The organism is Providencia rettgeri (assembly GCF_013702265.1).
GTDB classification, from domain to species: domain Bacteria; phylum Pseudomonadota; class Gammaproteobacteria; order Enterobacterales; family Enterobacteriaceae; genus Providencia; species Providencia zhijiangensis.
This window is the reverse complement of sequence record NZ_CP059348.1, coordinates 1,303,511-1,320,678: the sequence shown is the minus strand read 5'-3', so window position 1 is coordinate 1,320,678 and position 17,168 is coordinate 1,303,511. Positions and strand designations below refer to the sequence as shown.

Below are 17,168 nucleotides of genomic sequence, written 5' to 3'. Positions count from 1 at the left end.
ATAAAATTGAATCATAATCCTGAGTAATGTTTTTATCCGTCACTAAGGTTAGCTATGAACACAAAACGCCGTGCACTGGTTATTTTACTGATTATCATGCTGATTGCCGCCATTGCAGGGGGCTACTATTATCAGTCACTTAAAGATAAAACATTCGCCTTATACGGGAATGTGGATGTGCGCACCGTTAACCTTAGTTTTCGAGTCAATGGTAAACTCGCCTCTTTAGATGTTGATGAAGGGGCGAAAGTCACTGCGGGACAATTACTCGGGAAATTGGATGATGCGCCTTACATCAACGCATTAAATAAAGCCAAAGGATTGCGTGATAGCGCCAAAGCCCAGTTAGCCCTCAAAGAAAAAGGCTACCGAACACAAGAAATTGCGCAAGTCGAATCTGAAGTGGCTCAGCGCCAAGCTGCTTGGCAATATGCAGATAACTTTTATAAACGTCAGCAAGGCTTAGCCGCTCAAAAACTGATTTCTGCCAATGATTTAGATAATGCCAAAAACAATCGCAATCAAACTCTTGCGGCGCTAAAAGCGTCCCAAGATAAACTAAATCAATATCAGAGCGGATTTCGCCAAGAAGAGATAGCAGCAGCCCGAGGGGAATGGCTACAAGCAGAAGCCGCCGTTGCTCAAGCGAAGCTTGACCTCTCAGACACACAGCTTATCGCCCCATCTGACGGCACAATCCTGACTCGCGCCATCGAACCTGGCACCATCATTGGTGCGGGCAATACCGTTTTTAGTGTGACATTAACTCACCCTGTTTGGGTACGTGCCTATGTGAGTGAGGCTCACTTAGGTGATGCAGTTCCCGGAAGTAAAGTCTTACTCTTTACGGATAGCCAGCCCAATACCCCTTATCATGGCACGATTGGTTTTGTCTCCCCCACTGCCGAATTTACCCCTAAAAGTGTACAAACACCGGATTTACGCACCGACTTAGTCTATCGATTACGAATTATTGTCGATGATCCTAATGATAAGCTGCGTCAAGGAATGCCCGTCACCGTTCAGTTTGCGGCACCTCAGCAATAGGGTGCATTATGGCTCAGCAAGATACTCACGCATTAAACAGCGTTATTTCGTTAAACAGCGTCGAAAAACGCTTTATTGGACTGGATAACCCTGCGGTTGAAAGCCTAACTACCGAAATTCACGGCGGCTCCGTGACGGGGCTAGTCGGTCCCGATGGTGCAGGGAAAACGACGCTGATGCGCATGCTGGCTGGGCTACTCAAACCCGATTCAGGGCAAATCTGCTTAATGGGATTAGACCCAATTAAAGACAGTATCGAAGTGCGGGCAAACCTCGGTTATATGCCGCAAAAATTCGGCCTATATGAAGATTTAACGGTTCAAGAAAACCTTGATTTATATGCCGATCTGCGCGGCGTTATTGGCGAAGAGCGCCAACAAACCTATAAACAATTACTCGCCTTTACTAGCCTAGCCCCCTTTACCGCTCGCCTTGCCGGTAAGCTTTCTGGGGGAATGAAACAGAAATTGGGGCTCGCCTGCACCCTATTAGGTAAACCGAAAGTTTTACTGCTGGATGAGCCGGGTGTCGGCGTGGATCCTATTGCCAGACGAGAACTATGGCAAATGGTACACACCCTTGCTGACGATGGCATGTTGATCCTCTGGAGCACATCGTATCTGGATGAGGCTGAGCAGTGCAAAGAGGTGCTGCTACTCAATGAAGGCAAGTTACTGTACAGCGGCAAACCCGAGCTGCTCACCGAAAAGATGGTGGGACGCTCATTTTTACTCGATGTTCCCGCAACGCAAAAACGTACCATTCTGCAAAATGCCTTAGTGTTACCTGAAACCACTGATGGCGTGATCCAAGGTCGCTATATTCGCTTAATTTTAAAGCCTCACGCATCCCAAGAGAATTTACTTAATGCCTTAAATATGGGAAACCAAACGCTGATTGAAGCCCAGCCGCGCTTTGAAGATGCGTTTATTGACCTTTTAGGTGGTGGACCATCCCATCGTTCTGAACTCGCCGCTATCGTGCCACAAATTCCCCCCGCTCCCAATGAAACCGTCATTGAAGCCCGCAATCTGACCAAAAAATTTGGGGATTTTGCTGCGACGGATACCGTCAACTTTCAAGTAAAACGGGGGGAAATTTTTGGATTATTAGGGCCTAACGGTGCAGGCAAATCCACTACCTTTAAAATGATGTGTGGATTAATGAAACCCACGGATGGACAAGCTCTGGTGCTTGGTATGGATTTAAAAACCAGTTCAAACAAAGCCCGCCAGCACCTTGGGTATATGGCACAAAAATTTTCCCTCTATGGCAACCTCAAAGTTGGGCAAAACTTAAAATTTTTCTCCGGCGTATACGGTTTGCATCATAAACAGCAAGCTACCAAAATGCAGGAGATGATTAACGCGTTTAATTTTACGCCCATTATCAGCCAGATTACTGACTCACTCCCGCTGGGTTATAAGCAGCGCCTTGCCCTCGCCTGCTCACTGATGCATGAACCGGATATCCTGTTTTTGGATGAACCCACTTCAGGGGTTGACCCACTAACTCGGCGAGAATTTTGGCTACATATTAATGGCATGGTAGACAAGGGGGTCACCGTTATGGTTACTACCCACTTTATGGATGAAGCTGAATATTGCGATCGTATCGGGTTGGTTTACCACGGAAAAATTATTGCTGCAGGCACTCCAGATGAGCTTAAAAAACAGGTCTCCAGCACAGAAAATCCAAACCCATCGATGGAAGATGCCTTTATTGAATTAATTTTCAACTACGATAAACAGCGGGAGGCACAATGAAGACAACCGCCTCTGGTTTTTCATGGCGCAGACTTAAAGCCCTCTGCTGGAAAGAAAGTAAGCAAATAATTCGCGACCCTAGCAGCGCCTTAATTGCCATTGTTATTCCTCTGATGCTGCTGTTTATTTTCGGTTATGGGATCAATCTGGACTCCAGTAAATTACGGGTCGGCATCCTAATGGATCAACAAAGCCAACCAGCTCGTGAATTGGTCGATACGTTTACCGGTTCCCCCTTTATTAATGCCACCATTAGCGATAATCGCAATTTATTGATTAATAAAATGCAAGCGGGAGAAATTCGCGGCATTGTGGTGATCCCCGTCAATTTTGCTGAGCAACTTTCTCGCCCTGATGGACATGCGGCGATCCAAGTGATCACCGATGGAAGTGAACCCAATACCGCCAATTTTGTGCAAGCCTACACCAAAGGAGTTTGGCATACATGGCTTATCCAACAAGGTGAAAACCAAGGTTATCCCACCGACCCGCTTATCGAACTCAATATGCGCTATTGGTTTAACGAAGCGGCACTCAGCCAACATTTTATTATTCCCGGCGCCATTAGCATCATTATGACCGTTGTGGGCGCGATTTTGACCTCGCTGGTGATAGCCCGAGAATGGGAACGAGGCACCATGGAAGCTCTACTTTCCACCCAAATAACTCGTACTGAATTACTGCTTTCCAAATTATTGCCCTATCAAATTCTTGGGTCGTTCGTCATGGTGCTGTGTATGTTGGTGACGACATTCGTGCTCGATATTCCTTATCGAGGCTCTTTATTGATTTTATTTGTGATAACCAGCCTCTATTTAGCCACCGCATTAGGGATGGGATTACTGATTTCAACCATTACCCGCAATCAGTTCAATGCGGCGATGGTGGCGCTAAATGCAGCCTTTTTGCCTGCTATTATGCTTTCTGGGTTTATTTTTGAAATTGATAGCATGCCAGTATTTATTCAAGTTGTGACTTACTTCATTCCCGCTCGCTACTTTGTCAGCAGCTTACAAACCTTATTTTTAGCGGGAGATATCTATTTGGTGTTACTCACCGATTTCTTATTGCTGATTGCTTCAGCGGTATTATTCATTGGCTTAACGGCGCTGAAAACGCGTCGCCGTTTGGATTGAGGTGAAATATGTTTTATCGTCTTTACACCTTAATTATGAAAGAGTTGCAATCACTATTGCAGGAAAAACAGACGCGAATTATTTTGATCATGCCCGTCATTTTCCAAATGATCCTCTTCCCACTGGCGGCGACTTTAGAAGTCACTAACACCACCATTGCCATTTTTGACCAAGATAATGGTGAGCATTCCATTGAACTCACTCAACGCTTAGCGAAAGCCAGCGCATTTTCCCATGTGCTGTTACTGAAAAATGAACCTGAGATTCGAGAGACATTAGATAACCGTAACGCCTTGTTAGTCGTCCGCTTTAATCAAAATTTCAGTGCCGATATCGCTAGCCATCATACGGCGAATATGATGTTGCTGCTGGATGGGCGAAACTCGAATAGCTCCCAAATAGCGGCTAACTATATCGAACAAATTGTCATGCAGTATCAGCAGGAACTCACTCAAACCCAAGCGCAGCCCAATAACAGTGAGTTGATTGTCCGCAACTGGTACAACCCAAATTTAGATTATAAATGGTTTATTGTGCCGTCATTAGTCGCATTGATTACAACGATTGGGGTACTTATCGTCACCTCGTTGTCTATTGCAAGGGAACGTGAGCAAGGGACACTCGACCAACTGTTAGTTTCGCCACTCACCACATGGCAAATCTTTATTGGAAAAGCGATTCCTGCCTTAGTCGTTGCCACTGCACAAGCCACATTGGTGTTAGTGATTGGGATTTTTTGCTACAAAATTCCGTTCGCGGGTTCACTATTACTGTTCTATGGCACGATGATTTTTTATGGTTTATCACTCGTGGGATTTGGTTTACTTATCTCCGCATTGTGCTCAACCCAGCAGCAAGCGTTTATTGGTGTGTTCGTGTTTATGATGCCCGCGGTGTTACTATCCGGTTATATCTCCCCCGTCGAGAATATGCCCGTTTGGCTACAGGATATTACGTGGGTAAATCCCATCCGCCACTTCACAGATATCACTAAGCAGATTTACCTCAAAGATGCCGATTTTTCCGTGGTATTTCATAGCTTATGGCCTCTTCTGATTATCTTCCTGATAACCAGCTCTCTGGCTTATTACTTATTTCGCAAAAAGATAGCCTAGCAATCAGATTGATATCATAAAAAACCCCGCAACCATTAACTGATTGCGGGGTTTCATATTTTCAATCTGCTTGATTAGCAATTAACGGCGATCACCGAAAATACGCAGTAACATCAGGAACAGGTTGATGAAGTCTAAGTACAGAGATAACGCGCCCATAATGGAGTATTTACGCATATTTTCTCTGTCATCTTGGTTGATTTGCTCACCCATTTCTTTCAGTTTTTGAGTGTCATAGGCAGTTAATGCAGCAAACAGTAACACACCACCGTAAGTAATCACCCAGTACATCATGGAGCTTTGCAGCCAGATGTTAACTAGAGAAGCCACAACCAGACCAATCAGCGCCATAAACAGGAAGTTACCCATTCCTGTTAAGCTACGCTTAGTGGTGTAGCCGTAGAAGCTTAACGCACCAAACATAACTGCGGTAATGATGAACGTTCCAACAACAGACTCACCCGTATAAACCGCTAAAATAACGGAGATAGTTAAACCAGTCAGTAATGCGTATAGCATAAACATCCCAGTTGCAATCGCGCCGCTCATTTTAGGCAGTAAGAAAGACAGGCCCATCACTAAACCGAGTTCAGCGATGATCATTCCAAAGAACAGAACTTTGTTCGTTGCGATAGTGAAAAACAGACCGCTGCTTAAGGAATACCAAGCAACAAAAGCTGTCAGTAATAACCCGACGGTCATCCAACCGTAGACTTGCGACATAAATGCCTGAACACCAGTACTGGCATTCTGGACAAGAGAATCATTACGTTGATCAAATTGACCCATGATGGTTACCCTTCCATTTTAAGAAAAATCGACCCAGCAAAACCACCAACAGAGTAATCCTTACTGTGATCGGACAAATTTGTTCCAAAGTTTATCACAATATTTTGACATTACCATTCGGCTTATTCGCATTTTCCGCGTAACAATTTAAGACTACCAACGGTTTGCAGAGGCTTCATCACTCTCTTTGGCTTCCACCCAACGCTCATTATCAGGAAGAGACTCTTTTTTCCAGAATGGTGCTTTGGTTTTCAGGTAATCCATTATAAATTCAGCGGATTGGAATGCGGCATTACGATGTGCGCTGGTCACACCCACGAATACAATCTCTTCACCGGGTTGTAAAGTACCGATACGGTGGATCACACTCACGCGTTGCAGCGGCCAGCGTTCGCGAGATTGCATCACAATGTCCGCTAAGGCTTTTTCTGTCATTCCGGGATAGTGTTCAAGAGTCAGCGCCGCTACGCTGTCCCCTAAATTATGATTACGAACTTTACCTGTGAATGTCACTACGGCGCCATCACTGTCACATTCAGCGAGCCACGTATACTGCTCGCCGACACTGAAATTCTCGGTTTGTACCGCAATATGGGTATTGTCCATAATCATCCCCCGGTAACTGGTGGGAAGAAAGCCACTTCATCACCCGCATTCAGGGGATGGTCAGCTGAAACAAACGATTGATTAACAGCAGCTAATAATTTGCCATCTTCCAAGGCCAGCGCCCAACGATCCCCTTTTTGTGCCAATGCTTGGCGCAAAGATTCTACTGTTGGGTACTGTGCCACTAACTCTAAGCGCTCAATGCCAACTAACTCACGAACTTGAGCAAAAAAGAGGACAGTGATCATGCTTCCACCTTAAAATGACCGGACTTTCCGCCCGTTTTTTCTAATAAACGCACAGGACCAATAACCATATCTTTTTGTACCGCTTTGCACATGTCGTAGATAGTTAATGCCGCGACAGAAGCCGCCGTTAACGCTTCCATTTCGACGCCCGTTTTCCCTGTCAATCGGCAACAAGTTTCGATGCGCACACGGTTATGGGCTTGCTCAGCTTCAAGAATGACTTCCACTTTGGTCAGTAGTAAAGGATGGCACAGCGGGATCAACTGCCACGTATTTTTTGCCGCTTGGATCCCCGCGATACGTGCCGTCGCAAAAACATCCCCTTTATGGTGACTGCCATCTACAATCATGGCTAAAGTTTCTGGGTTCATCGTCACAAACGCTTCTGCGCGTGCTTCACGGACAGTTTCTGCTTTGGCTGATACATCAACCATGTGCGCCTCGCCCGACGCATTGAGGTGGGTCAGTTGGGACATAATTACTCCTGAAAATCAAAAAGTTATTAACCGCCGATAACGGAAAGATTCGGGGTGATCCCGCTGTCGCCTTGGTGAAGGAAATGGGTTTCTCGCTTAGACATTAACCCACTTTGGATACGTGCTTTTAGGGCTTCATTCTGGTTTTCATCACCCAGTAAATCACGCAGTGGAATGCCATTTTCACCAAATAAACACAAATGCAGATTGCCTAAAGAAGAGACCCTGAGACGGTTACAGCTTTGGCAAAAGTCCTTTTCGTACGGCATGATCAGCCCAATTTCCCCTTGGTAATCAGGGTGACTAAAGACTTGAGCTGGTCCATCGCTACGAGAACGTGACTGCATATACCAGCCTTCTGCGATGAGGCGATCACGAACGGTTTCACCAGACACATGGTAACGTTGGAATAGGTTGCTGCCTTCCCCTGTTTCCATCAGTTCAATAAAACGCAGTTGAATTGGACGGTGTTTGATCCAATTGAGGAAAGATTTAAGAGCGATATCATTGACGTTTTTCATCAAGACCGCGTTGACTTTGACTTTTTCGAAGCCTGCATCAAATGCCGCATCGATCCCTTTCATGACTTGGAAAAATTTATCTTGCCCTGTGATCGCGGCAAATTGTCGAGGATCAAGGCTATCCACACTCACGTTCACGGCATTCAAACCTGCATCTCGCCATGCTTGTACATCACGCGCCATACGATAACCATTGGTTGTTACGGCAATTTTTTTGATGGAATTATTTTCTTTGATAGCGGCGATGATATCGGTGAAATCTTTACGCATCGTTGGCTCGCCGCCAGTGATACGGACTTTTTCAGTCCCTAACTCAGCAAAAGCGCGGCTCACTCGACGGATTTCATCAAGTGTCAGAAATTCATGGCGGCCACTCGGTTTGTAACCATCAGGCAGGCAATATGTGCAACGGAAGTTGCAAACATCAGTGATAGATAAACGAAGATAGTAAAATTTTCGGTCAAATTGATCGACAAGTTGCTGCATATTCACACCTTTCCAAATACGGGAGATGCAGACATTTCTATCTTGCACCCTGGTGACTCAAGGTCACGGCCAGAGCATCATATTCAGGAGAACTTAGACACAAAGGCTAGGAGTTTTATCTGGAACCCTGTGAGTTGATTAAGCCTAGAGAGTTAAGACGATCATCACTGGGTTCACTTATTTTCTGTAAGGATTTTAGCCCATTGCAGATGAAAAAGCGAATCCAAAAACGATATATAACTTAATATACAACGACTTACAGAAAATAGCCGCTAGATTCAGAAGTCCTTATTATTATGGATAATTTTTTGCTATTTCCATGTGATGACAAACGCCTATCTGTCAAAATCTCGTCAAAATGAGGTTAACTCTGTGCACATTGTTTGTTGTAGATCAGTTTTATCTCGTACTTTTATTCAGAACATAATCAAGAAATTTGTGATACCGATCGAGAATATTCTCTTTTATTGTTTTTTATCACAGCAAGTAAACTTCGAATCGTGTTTTATGATAGATTAGCGCCAATTTTGTTTTAGCACTGATTCTAGATTGATAATTTAGCTAGATTGACAGTTTAAATAGATTGATTGTTTAAATAGGAACACTATGCCAAACCGTAGTTTGACAAATCTTAATCACGTCGTCGCCCTTGGGGGTGGACATGGACTTGGTCGAGTGATGTCTTCTCTCTCATCTTTAGGCTCCCGTCTAACTGGCATTGTCACCACCACGGATAATGGTGGCTCTACAGGACGAATTCGTCGTTCTGAAGGAGGGATTGCTTGGGGTGATATGCGTAATTGCTTGAATCAGTTGATTACTGAGCCATCCATTGCCTCTAAGATGTTTGAATACCGATTTGCAGGTACAGGGGAATTATCAGGGCATAATCTCGGTAACCTAATGCTGAAATCCCTTGATCATTTAAGTGTTCGCCCACTTGAAGCTATCAATTTAATCCGCAATATGCTGAAAGTGGATGCGCAATTAATCCCGATGTCTGAATCGCCGGTAGACCTGATGGCGATCGATGATATGGGTAATGAAGTCTACGGTGAAGTCAATGTGGATGCTTTACAGGAGTTACCGCAAGAACTGCGTTTATACCCGCCCGTTAAAGCGACCACTGAAGCCCTTGATGCTATCCATCGAGCTGATTTGATTTTAATCGGCCCTGGTAGTTTTTTTACCAGCTTAATGCCCCTGTTATTACTCGATGATATCGCCTGCGCCCTGAAAGAGAGCCAAGCGCCGATGGTGTATATCGGTAATTTAGGCAAAGAAATCAGCACCTCCGCTGCCAGCCTTACACTTCCTGAAAAATTAGTGATGATGGAGCGTTATATTGGCCGCAAAAAAATCGATGCGGTGATTGTTGGACCGCGTACCGATGTCACAACAATCCGCCAAGAACGCAAAGTGACTCAGCGAGTATTAGAGGCGGATGATATTCCTTATCGCCATGATAGAAACTTACTGTTAAAAGCCATCGAAGAGACCATTCCTCTTCTGTAATTCCCTGAAATTTCAAGTTGCAGGTCAATCCCTGCAACTTTCTCTCTATTTATCTCCAATAATTTATGTCCGATAATGGTGCTTATCTAATCCATACTTTTTCATGCGCAAATAGAGTTTTTTCCGCGGCATTTGCAGATATTCCGACACATCGTTAATTCGCCCTTGATGAATATTCAGCGCTTCAGTAATAATCTGCCGTTCATAATTTTCAATTTGTTGATCTAATGCCGTTGGCGCTACCGACGTTAATAACGGATTCGCCGTTTCCCCCATCGGCATAATGCCAACCGCATATAGCTCCGCTGCGTTGGCTAGCTCCGTTACATTTCCAGGCCAATGACGCCGACTCAATTTTTTGACAAAAGACTCATCCAGTTCAGGTAGTTTCTGATTCAATCGAGTACAAGCCAGCTCTAAATAATACTGGAACAAAACCGGAATATCCGCCTTACGCTGAGATAGTGGCAAGCAATTCACTTGGGTTAATGAGAAATAATAATAGAGTTCCGCAATGATTTGCTGCTGTTTAGTCAAAGTAAGCAGCGGCTGATCCGAAATCCCAATCAAGCGAAATCCCCGTTGGTCTTGTTGTAAATGCTGAACCAAATAACGCTGTTGGTTCACAGGGAGTAACTCAATATTCTTAATCACCAATGTGCCTGAGTGAGCCTCTGAGACCCATGTTTCAACAGGCACTTCTTGCTCATTTAATAATGTTTTGATCACCAATGGCGCGTGCTGCGGTGTGCTAATTTGATGTAGATAGCGAGCTAAATAAGTGCGGCCGCTACCTAACTCTCCTTGTAAAAACACGGCGGCAAGAGTTTCCGATAACCCTTGAAGCTGCCCGCGAACTTGCTGTGACCATTCACTGCTCCCCACAAAATTGAGCATCAATTGGTTTTTACCCCACCGGCGCTGCAATACACGCTGTTTACGCGCTGCCAACGCTTTAGCGACTTGCTCTAAGAGATATTCTGGGTTAATGGGTTTTTGTAGAAAATCCCATGCCCCCATTTTGACCGCTTCCACCGCCATTGGCACATCCCCATGCCCAGTGATCAATACCACAGGGAGATGTTTGTCTTTGGCGAGAAAGAGTGTCATTAGCTCAATGCCCGAACATTCCGGCATACACACATCACTAAGAACAATACCACACCAATCGCGGTGGACTAACTCTTTTGCTGTCAATGGGTTATCACACGCATGAACTCGGTATCCCGCTTGTTCGAGTAATAGACAATACGCTTCCAATACATCTTTATCATCATCAATCAGCAATATGTCATGGTTGTCATCAAGCATCTTCAAGTACCTTTTTAAATTCTAAAATTACACACCCATTTCCACGCAGTGTAGAAGCGATTCTTAACTCACCACCAATTTGCTGCATAATCGATTGGCTAATGGATAACCCAACACCCAGCCCAATCTCTTTACTTGTCGTAAAGGGTTTCATTAATGTATCCGCCAAATGCAGTGGCCAACCCGTTCCGTTATCGCACAAGGTCAACAACAACTTATCCGCGGTTTCGCTGTAATCAACGGTGATTTCTGCCTCTGTGGGGCTGGCATCAAGCGCGTTAGAGAGCAAGTTAACCAACACCTGCTGAATACCAATTTCATCCCCCAGCACCTTAGGCAATATATCTGGATAACTTAATATCACTTTGCGGGTTTTATGTTGAAGCTTCAGAACATCCCAAGCGCTTTGAATTGATTGGCGTAAATTCACAGGTTGTAATTGCTCATTATCATCACGTTTGCGAGCGAATTGGCGAAGTGAACGCACAATGCCATCCATTCGAGCCACAAGTTGCTCTGACTTATTTATCGCCATCAACGAGGTGTCATTATCTTGCTCTGGCAACCCTTTTTTCGCCATAAACAGGTGCATCGAGAGCGCATTTAGCGGTTGGTTAATTTCGTGAGCTAAGGTGGTCATCGTCTGCCCCACGACGGCGAGTTTTGCCGTTTGGATCAGCTCATTTTGCGTGGTTCTTAAGTTTTCTTCTATTGCCTTACGCTCTGCAATTTCTTGTTCTAACTGAGTTTTCTGTTGATTAATTTGAGCAATACTGCGCTGTAACAGTGTGCCAATTCGTCCTAACTCATCGCGACCTTCGACAGGAATATGGGTCGTCAAATCCCCAATACTGATCCGAGCCACTGCTTGATTTAATGCGGTAAAGCGCTTGACCAAGCGAGGGCGAATAAACAGCATATTGAACAGTAATACCAACAGTAACGCCAACCCTGCGGTAATAATAATAATTGTGCCACTCCACGACATAATGTTCGCTAAACGCTGGTTTAGTGTTTGTAGCTGAAAGTGGCTACTCCCAAGTTGCAAATCAAGCTGAGAGCGAAAATCAGCCAAAATTCGCTCCTTTTCGGTTGTCGCTTCATTCAAGGCTCTTTTTGCTGTTTGATAATTTTGTAGGACTTCAAGCATTTGGTTATCAGAAAGGCCAATATCTAATAACTCATCGATGGTTTGACGCAGCGTTACTGAACTTGGGTATAAATTCAACGCCTCTTCATTGGCTGCCAAATTCGTTTTTAAATACCCTAAATAGCGGGCATAACCGCCAACATCGATGGGATCATCAAAAGCATTATCCCCTTGAATATCCTTCAAGCGTCCCGTCAAAATATTGGTGATCTGCTCTTCCAAACGCGCCAGTGTATAAATTAACTGCAACTCCCCTTGGACGTTACGTAACCGACTTTGTAGCCCTTTGGCTTGACGAGGATCTTGCTCAATTTTGTCCAGCAAAGAGCCTTGCTGCAGGCTGATATCTTGCGATAACGAGTTGAGCTCCGTACTAAAGTCGTCATGTAGCCAATTGATCCGAGAAGAGAGCGTATTAATTTTTTCCCGTGCTAAAAACAAGGCATACAGCGCTTTATCCAGACGCTGCAAAAGATCCTGACTTTGCAACAAAATCAAGGAAATCTGCTGTTGATCCTCCCCATTTAATTGTTGGTTAAACGCGGCGATTTGCGCCAAATGTGCCGTGATCTTGTTGCGTAGTTGTAATCTTGTTGCTGTATTTGGCGCTTTTAAAAATTCGTTCAACTCATTAACTAAGGTATTTAGCTGTCCTTCAATCAAAAATGAAGCCTGCATTTTGGGAAAATAGTCCCCAAGTGCGTAGCGGATCTGCTTATTTTGCTCTTGCCATGCATACAAACTGACGCAGCTGACGATCAATGTCATCAATGCACCCGCGATAAATGCTCCACGTAAAATAGCCGTAATACTAAAGCGCCCCATCAATTTCACTATCGATGTTTTCATTTAATCGCTTCCAATACACTGATGGCTTGGCGCTGCTGCTCCTGAAAGAAATGCTGCCAGCGCATATATTCCTCTTCCGCTTTGCGATTATCTTCAAAGCGCGAATAGTAAGCAGGATCCTCACTTTCTTTCGCACTGACTGGCATCGCCGTCAGTAGTGCTCGAACTTCTGGTAAAGGATGTTTTAACTTAGCTTCCGCCATATACACCGCACGCCAAGCATCTTTCGATTCCGTTAAACGAAACGTGATAGCCGCATCAAACAGTTGCTGAACTAATCGTTGACGCTGTAATACCAAATGGACATCCAGCGGTTTAGGGGAATCTAATAGTTGGCTTTGCTGCGCTTTTCGAGGGTTATCATCCTCAAGAGGGGTAACTGGGTATTTTCCTGTGCTGCTGTCTGCAAACACTTGTTGCCCTTGTTCACTGAGTAAAAAATCAATCAGTTTTCGCGCTTTTTCTGGCGCTAAACTATGGCGAGTGATCGCAATAAATGTTGGAGATGTGGCTGAATCCGGCAGATAGTGAAACTCGAGTTCAGGGTCGGTTAATAGCACATTTGCATAGTTATCAATAATCGGTGCAGCCCCACCTAACCCCACTTTGATTTTATCGGCAACCCCAAAACTGCGGGATGAAACAGTCGCTAAATTCCCCGACATTCCCAGTAAAATACGCCATCCATCTTCCCATCCTCGCTGCTGTAATAGCGACTCAATCATTAAATGATAGGTATCAGAGCGAGATGGACTGCTTATCAGTAACGAGCCTTGATATTGGCTATTTGTCAGGTCATCCCATGTCTTTGGAATGGGTAATTTGTTTTGTTCCATCCATTTTCGGTTAGTCAAAATGCCATATCCAGAAAATGCCACCGCAGCAATGGAACCTTTTAAAGATTCAGGAATTAAGCGCTGGGAATACTCAGGAATATCCGGCAATGCACTCAACCGATTATGCTGCTGCAGATGGTGCATCAGCATCGGCGAGGAGGTCAGAATTAAATCAACATTTTCCAAAGCATCGGTATCTAACAAGCGTTCTAATGATGCACTGGTTCGGTTAATCGTGCGGATAGGCATCCCATCCTCTCGCGCATTCCAATTCGTGACTATCGCCTGTGTCGCTTCGGGTGAGAATGTTGTCGCTATCACCAACTCATCATTTTTCGCATGACTAATTCCCACGCTGTTTAGAAAGATAATAAAAAAACAGAGCTGCATTATCAGTGGACGAATTGGTGTTATTAGTCTCATAAGCGTAGTCATCCCCTGGGTAGATGTGATTCATATCAAAGAAAGTAACAATAGTGTGAGTTTGTCAAAAAGTGCATTTGAGACAAATTTTACCCTTTTCGGATTTATGGGCATACGACAAAACTTACCCGCTTTATTCTCATTGTTACGCGATTAAATCAACCCTTAGTTGTTCATTTTTTGAAATCCATTCCCGTTAATTTATGAATGGGTCAATTTGACTCGTCACTATACAAAATTGGGTCAATTTTGACCCAAACCCTTCATATTGCGATATTTTTTCAACAAGAACATGATGAGCCTGTCAGAAATAAAACGACAAAAAACATCAGGGAATTTCTTTTTACTCTATTTCACAGGTGAACCTATGCTGTCATTTTTAACGCCAGCCACGGCAAAAAAACAAATTGCACCAGAAAAAGTTCCTGCCGCCTATAAACGCTATCGTGTTCAAGCACTGCTCAGCGTTTTCTTAGGCTATTTGGCTTACTATATTGTTCGTAACAACTTCACGCTCTCTACCCCATATTTGAAAGAAAACTTAGATTTAAGTACGACTCAAATTGGTCTATTAACCAGCTGTATGCTGATTGCTTACGGGATCAGCAAAGGCGTGATGAGTAGCCTTGCCGATAAAGCTAGCCCAAAAGCATTTATGGCATTTGGTTTGATCCTCTGTGCCATCGTCAACTTCGGAATGGGGTTTAGTAACGCATTCTGGTTATTCGTTGGTTTTGTAGTGCTTAATGGTATGTTCCAAGGCATGGGTGTGGGTCCGTCATTTATCACCATTGCAAACTGGTTCCCGCGTCGTGAACGTGGTCGTATCGGTGCATTTTGGAATATTTCTCATAACGTGGGCGGTGGTATTGTTGCCCCAATCGTCGGTGCTGCTTTCGCTGTATTAGGCACTGAGCACTGGCAAAGTGCGAGTTACATGGTTCCCGCTTGTATTGCGATTTTATTTGCAGGGGTTGTGTTGGTATTAGGTAAAGGTTCCCCAAAACAAGAAGGTTTACCTGCACTTGACCAAATGATGCCAGAAGAAAAAGTGATCCTGACTTCGGCGCAAAAAGAGCAATCACCAGAGAACATGAGCGCCTTCCAGATTTTCTGTACCTATGTACTGAAAAACAAAAATGCGTGGTATATCTCTTTTGTTGATGTCTTTGTGTATATGGTGCGTTTCGGTGTGATCAGCTGGCTACCAATCTACCTACTGACAGAGAAAAACTTCTCTAAAGATCAAATGAGCGTGGCATTTTTATTCTTCGAATGGGCAGCGATTCCATCCACTTTATTAGCGGGTTGGTTAACAGACAAACTGTTTAAAGGTCGTAGAATGCCGTTAGCTATTGTCTGTATGACACTGATTTTCTTCTGCCTCATCGGTTACTGGCAAAGCCAATCATTAGCTGTCGTCACCTTCTTTGCTGCAGTAGTTGGTTGCTTAATCTATGTGCCTCAGTTCTTAGCGTCAGTACAAACAATGGAAATCGTGCCAAGCTTCGCAGTTGGTTCAGCCGTCGGCCTACGTGGTTTTATGAGCTATATCCTTGGCGCAACTTTAGGTACTAGCTTATTTGGTTTCGTGGTTGACCGTATGGGCTGGCATGCCGGTTTCTATCTGCTCTTAGGGGGAATTGTTTGCTGCATTATCTTCTGTGTGCTGTCTCACTTAGGCGCATTAGAACTTGAGCGTAACCGTCAATCGGTAATAGCAAAAGGTCAATTAGCGAACGCGTAATCACGCTAAAAAATTTGACTAAAAATATGGCGGAGTTCGGCTTCTCACTGAACTCCGCCTTCTTTATGTCTCAATGAATGATGTATCAATGAATTGCTTCGATTTCTGTCGGGGATAAGCCTGTAATTTGACTAATGACCTCAATGTTTAAACCTAAACTTAAGCTGGTCAAAACTTGGGCATAAATACGTTGTTTGGCCTTCTCCTGCTCCTCTTGTCTAGCCTCTTCACGACCTTCTTCTCTGCCTTCTTCTCTTCCTTCTTCTCTGCCCTCTCTTCTTCCTTGCCTAAACCCTTTTTTTAACCCTTCAATTCTTAAACGATCGGCAATGGTCATAACGGTCTCCTGATATCCTTCGGTTTTTTCTATTAATGTTTTGACTATCTTCTTGTATGTCGGCGTATCCATCACACTAAACAGATAGTTGATGATTAAAATAACGTCATCACGGTGGTTTTCATTCTCATGGATCACCTGCGCTAAGCGCTTTGACAGCACCATAAGGTCATCTTTCACAGAAGCATGTTTGAGAACTAACTCCATCGCCGCGACTTTTCGGTGATTCACCAGTTCATCGTCACTTGCCACCGTGACATCCACTAACGGCAGTGGATTACAATACAAACTATGAGCTAAATCAGACCACTCAAAGCAATCCGTCCATGATTGGGAATAAGGATAAGGGGATTGATTTCCATGATAAAACAGGATGGGAACCACCAGCGGCAAAGTTTGATGCCCTTGCTGCAAATGCTGATTCATCGCGCAAAATGCGTAATGCATCAGCCGCCAGCCCATAAGCTTATCGGGGGAAGACTGGTGCTCCACCAAGAAATAAAAATACCCCTTACCCTTGAGTGTTTGAACGGAATAGAGCATGTCCGAGAAACGAGAGCGCAATGTTTTATCCACAAATGAAGCACTGGCTAACTTCAAGGTATCAAAATTGCAGAGGTGCTTAATGCGATTAGGAAGATGGACTTCAAAAAAATCCCGCGCATTATCCACTTTGCTCATAAAGCCTTTAAAGGTTGAATCATGAGGAGCTACAATTGATTGGGTCACCATCTCGGTCTCGTCTTGGTTCATAAGATGACGAGATACTAACCAATATTTTTGGGAGAGTGAGAAAAAGTTAGTCCTAAT

Annotated in this window: 15 protein-coding genes and 1 riboswitch; of the genes, 6 read left to right on the top strand and 9 right to left on the bottom strand. The window is 44.2% G+C overall.

The genetic code is table 11. The annotated features are described in order from the left end of the window. Positions 1–54: 54 nt before the first annotated feature. From hlyD to H0913_RS05950, 4 genes are read left to right on the top strand one after another with little or no spacing between them, the layout of a single operon-like run. Complete coding sequence (hlyD, locus tag H0913_RS05965) at positions 55–1,047, top strand: secretion protein HlyD (RefSeq protein ID WP_181478147.1); 993 nt, start codon at positions 55–57, stop codon at positions 1,045–1,047. 8 nt (positions 1,048–1,055) lie between these two features. Beyond that, positions 1,056–2,813: an ATP-binding cassette domain-containing protein gene (locus H0913_RS05960; RefSeq protein ID WP_181478146.1), complete on the top strand. Its 1,758-nt coding sequence runs from the start codon at positions 1,056–1,058 to the stop codon at positions 2,811–2,813. Next, a complete protein-coding gene (locus H0913_RS05955) occupies positions 2,810–3,949 on the top strand; it encodes an ABC transporter permease (protein ID WP_181478145.1) in 1,140 nt (379 codons plus the stop codon). Before H0913_RS05960 ends, H0913_RS05955 begins: the two co-directional genes overlap by 4 nt. A gap of 8 nt (positions 3,950–3,957) precedes the next feature. Further along, positions 3,958–5,064: an ABC transporter permease gene (locus tag H0913_RS05950; protein ID WP_181478144.1), complete on the top strand. Its 1,107-nt coding sequence runs from the start codon at positions 3,958–3,960 to the stop codon at positions 5,062–5,064. Between the two features lie 81 nt (positions 5,065–5,145). On the opposite strand, the gene H0913_RS05945 is transcribed toward H0913_RS05950, so the two are convergent. From H0913_RS05945 to moaA, 5 genes are all read right to left on the bottom strand, one after another. Then, positions 5,146–5,853: a Bax inhibitor-1/YccA family protein gene (locus tag H0913_RS05945; protein ID WP_036949765.1), complete on the bottom strand. Its 708-nt coding sequence runs from the start codon at positions 5,851–5,853 to the stop codon at positions 5,146–5,148. 153 nt (positions 5,854–6,006) lie between these two features. After that, positions 6,007–6,459, bottom strand: coding sequence for a molybdopterin synthase catalytic subunit MoaE (gene moaE, locus H0913_RS05940; RefSeq protein ID WP_181478143.1), 453 nt, complete (start codon positions 6,457–6,459; stop codon positions 6,007–6,009). Between the two features lie 2 nt (positions 6,460–6,461). Next, positions 6,462–6,707: a molybdopterin synthase sulfur carrier subunit gene (gene moaD / locus H0913_RS05935; RefSeq protein WP_181478142.1), complete on the bottom strand. Its 246-nt coding sequence runs from the start codon at positions 6,705–6,707 to the stop codon at positions 6,462–6,464. Beyond that, positions 6,704–7,183 (bottom strand): cyclic pyranopterin monophosphate synthase MoaC, encoded by a 480-nt coding sequence (moaC, locus tag H0913_RS05930; RefSeq protein WP_154604379.1) that lies wholly within the window; start codon positions 7,181–7,183, stop codon positions 6,704–6,706. The genes moaD and moaC overlap by 4 nt, the downstream gene beginning before the upstream one ends. 26 nt (positions 7,184–7,209) lie before the next feature. Beyond that, positions 7,210–8,190, bottom strand: coding sequence for a GTP 3',8-cyclase MoaA (gene moaA, locus H0913_RS05925; protein WP_181478141.1), 981 nt, complete (start codon positions 8,188–8,190; stop codon positions 7,210–7,212). Beyond that, positions 8,180–8,315, bottom strand: a riboswitch (molybdenum cofactor riboswitch). Its footprint overlaps the gene before it by 11 nt. Positions 8,316–8,796: 481 nt before the next feature. On the opposite strand from moaA, the gene H0913_RS05920 reads away from it, so the two are divergent. Beyond that, positions 8,797–9,705, top strand: a complete 909-nt coding sequence (locus H0913_RS05920; protein ID WP_154604381.1) for a gluconeogenesis factor YvcK family protein — start codon at positions 8,797–8,799, stop codon at positions 9,703–9,705. Positions 9,706–9,768: 63 nt separating this feature from the next. Here the strand turns inward: H0913_RS05920 and pgtA are convergent, their stop codons facing one another. Genes pgtA through H0913_RS05905 form a run of 3 tightly spaced genes read right to left on the bottom strand, consistent with a single transcriptional unit; the run spans position 9,769 to position 14,241 of the window. Continuing rightward, complete coding sequence (pgtA, locus tag H0913_RS05915) at positions 9,769–11,016, bottom strand: two-component system response regulator PgtA (RefSeq protein WP_181478140.1); 1,248 nt, start codon at positions 11,014–11,016, stop codon at positions 9,769–9,771. Then, positions 11,009–13,015, bottom strand: coding sequence for a two-component system sensor histidine kinase PgtB (pgtB, locus tag H0913_RS05910; RefSeq protein WP_181478139.1), 2,007 nt, complete (start codon positions 13,013–13,015; stop codon positions 11,009–11,011). Before pgtB ends, pgtA begins: the two co-directional genes overlap by 8 nt. Beyond that, the gene (locus H0913_RS05905; protein ID WP_181478694.1) at positions 13,012–14,241 is read right to left on the bottom strand and encodes an ABC transporter substrate-binding protein; all 1,230 of its coding nucleotides are present in this window, start codon (positions 14,239–14,241) and stop codon (positions 13,012–13,014) included. The genes pgtB and H0913_RS05905 overlap by 4 nt, the downstream gene beginning before the upstream one ends. 400 nt (positions 14,242–14,641) lie before the next feature. On the opposite strand from H0913_RS05905, the gene pgtP reads away from it, so the two are divergent. Further along, entirely contained in the window at positions 14,642–16,021 is a 1,380-nt protein-coding gene (gene pgtP / locus H0913_RS05900; RefSeq protein WP_132494322.1) for a phosphoglycerate transporter PgtP, read from the top strand. An 85-nt stretch (positions 16,022–16,106) separates the two neighbouring features. On the opposite strand, the gene H0913_RS05895 is transcribed toward pgtP, so the two are convergent. Next, a complete protein-coding gene (locus tag H0913_RS05895) occupies positions 16,107–17,090 on the bottom strand; it encodes an Rpn family recombination-promoting nuclease/putative transposase (RefSeq protein WP_181478138.1) in 984 nt (327 codons plus the stop codon). Positions 17,091–17,168: the final 78 nt, after the last annotated feature.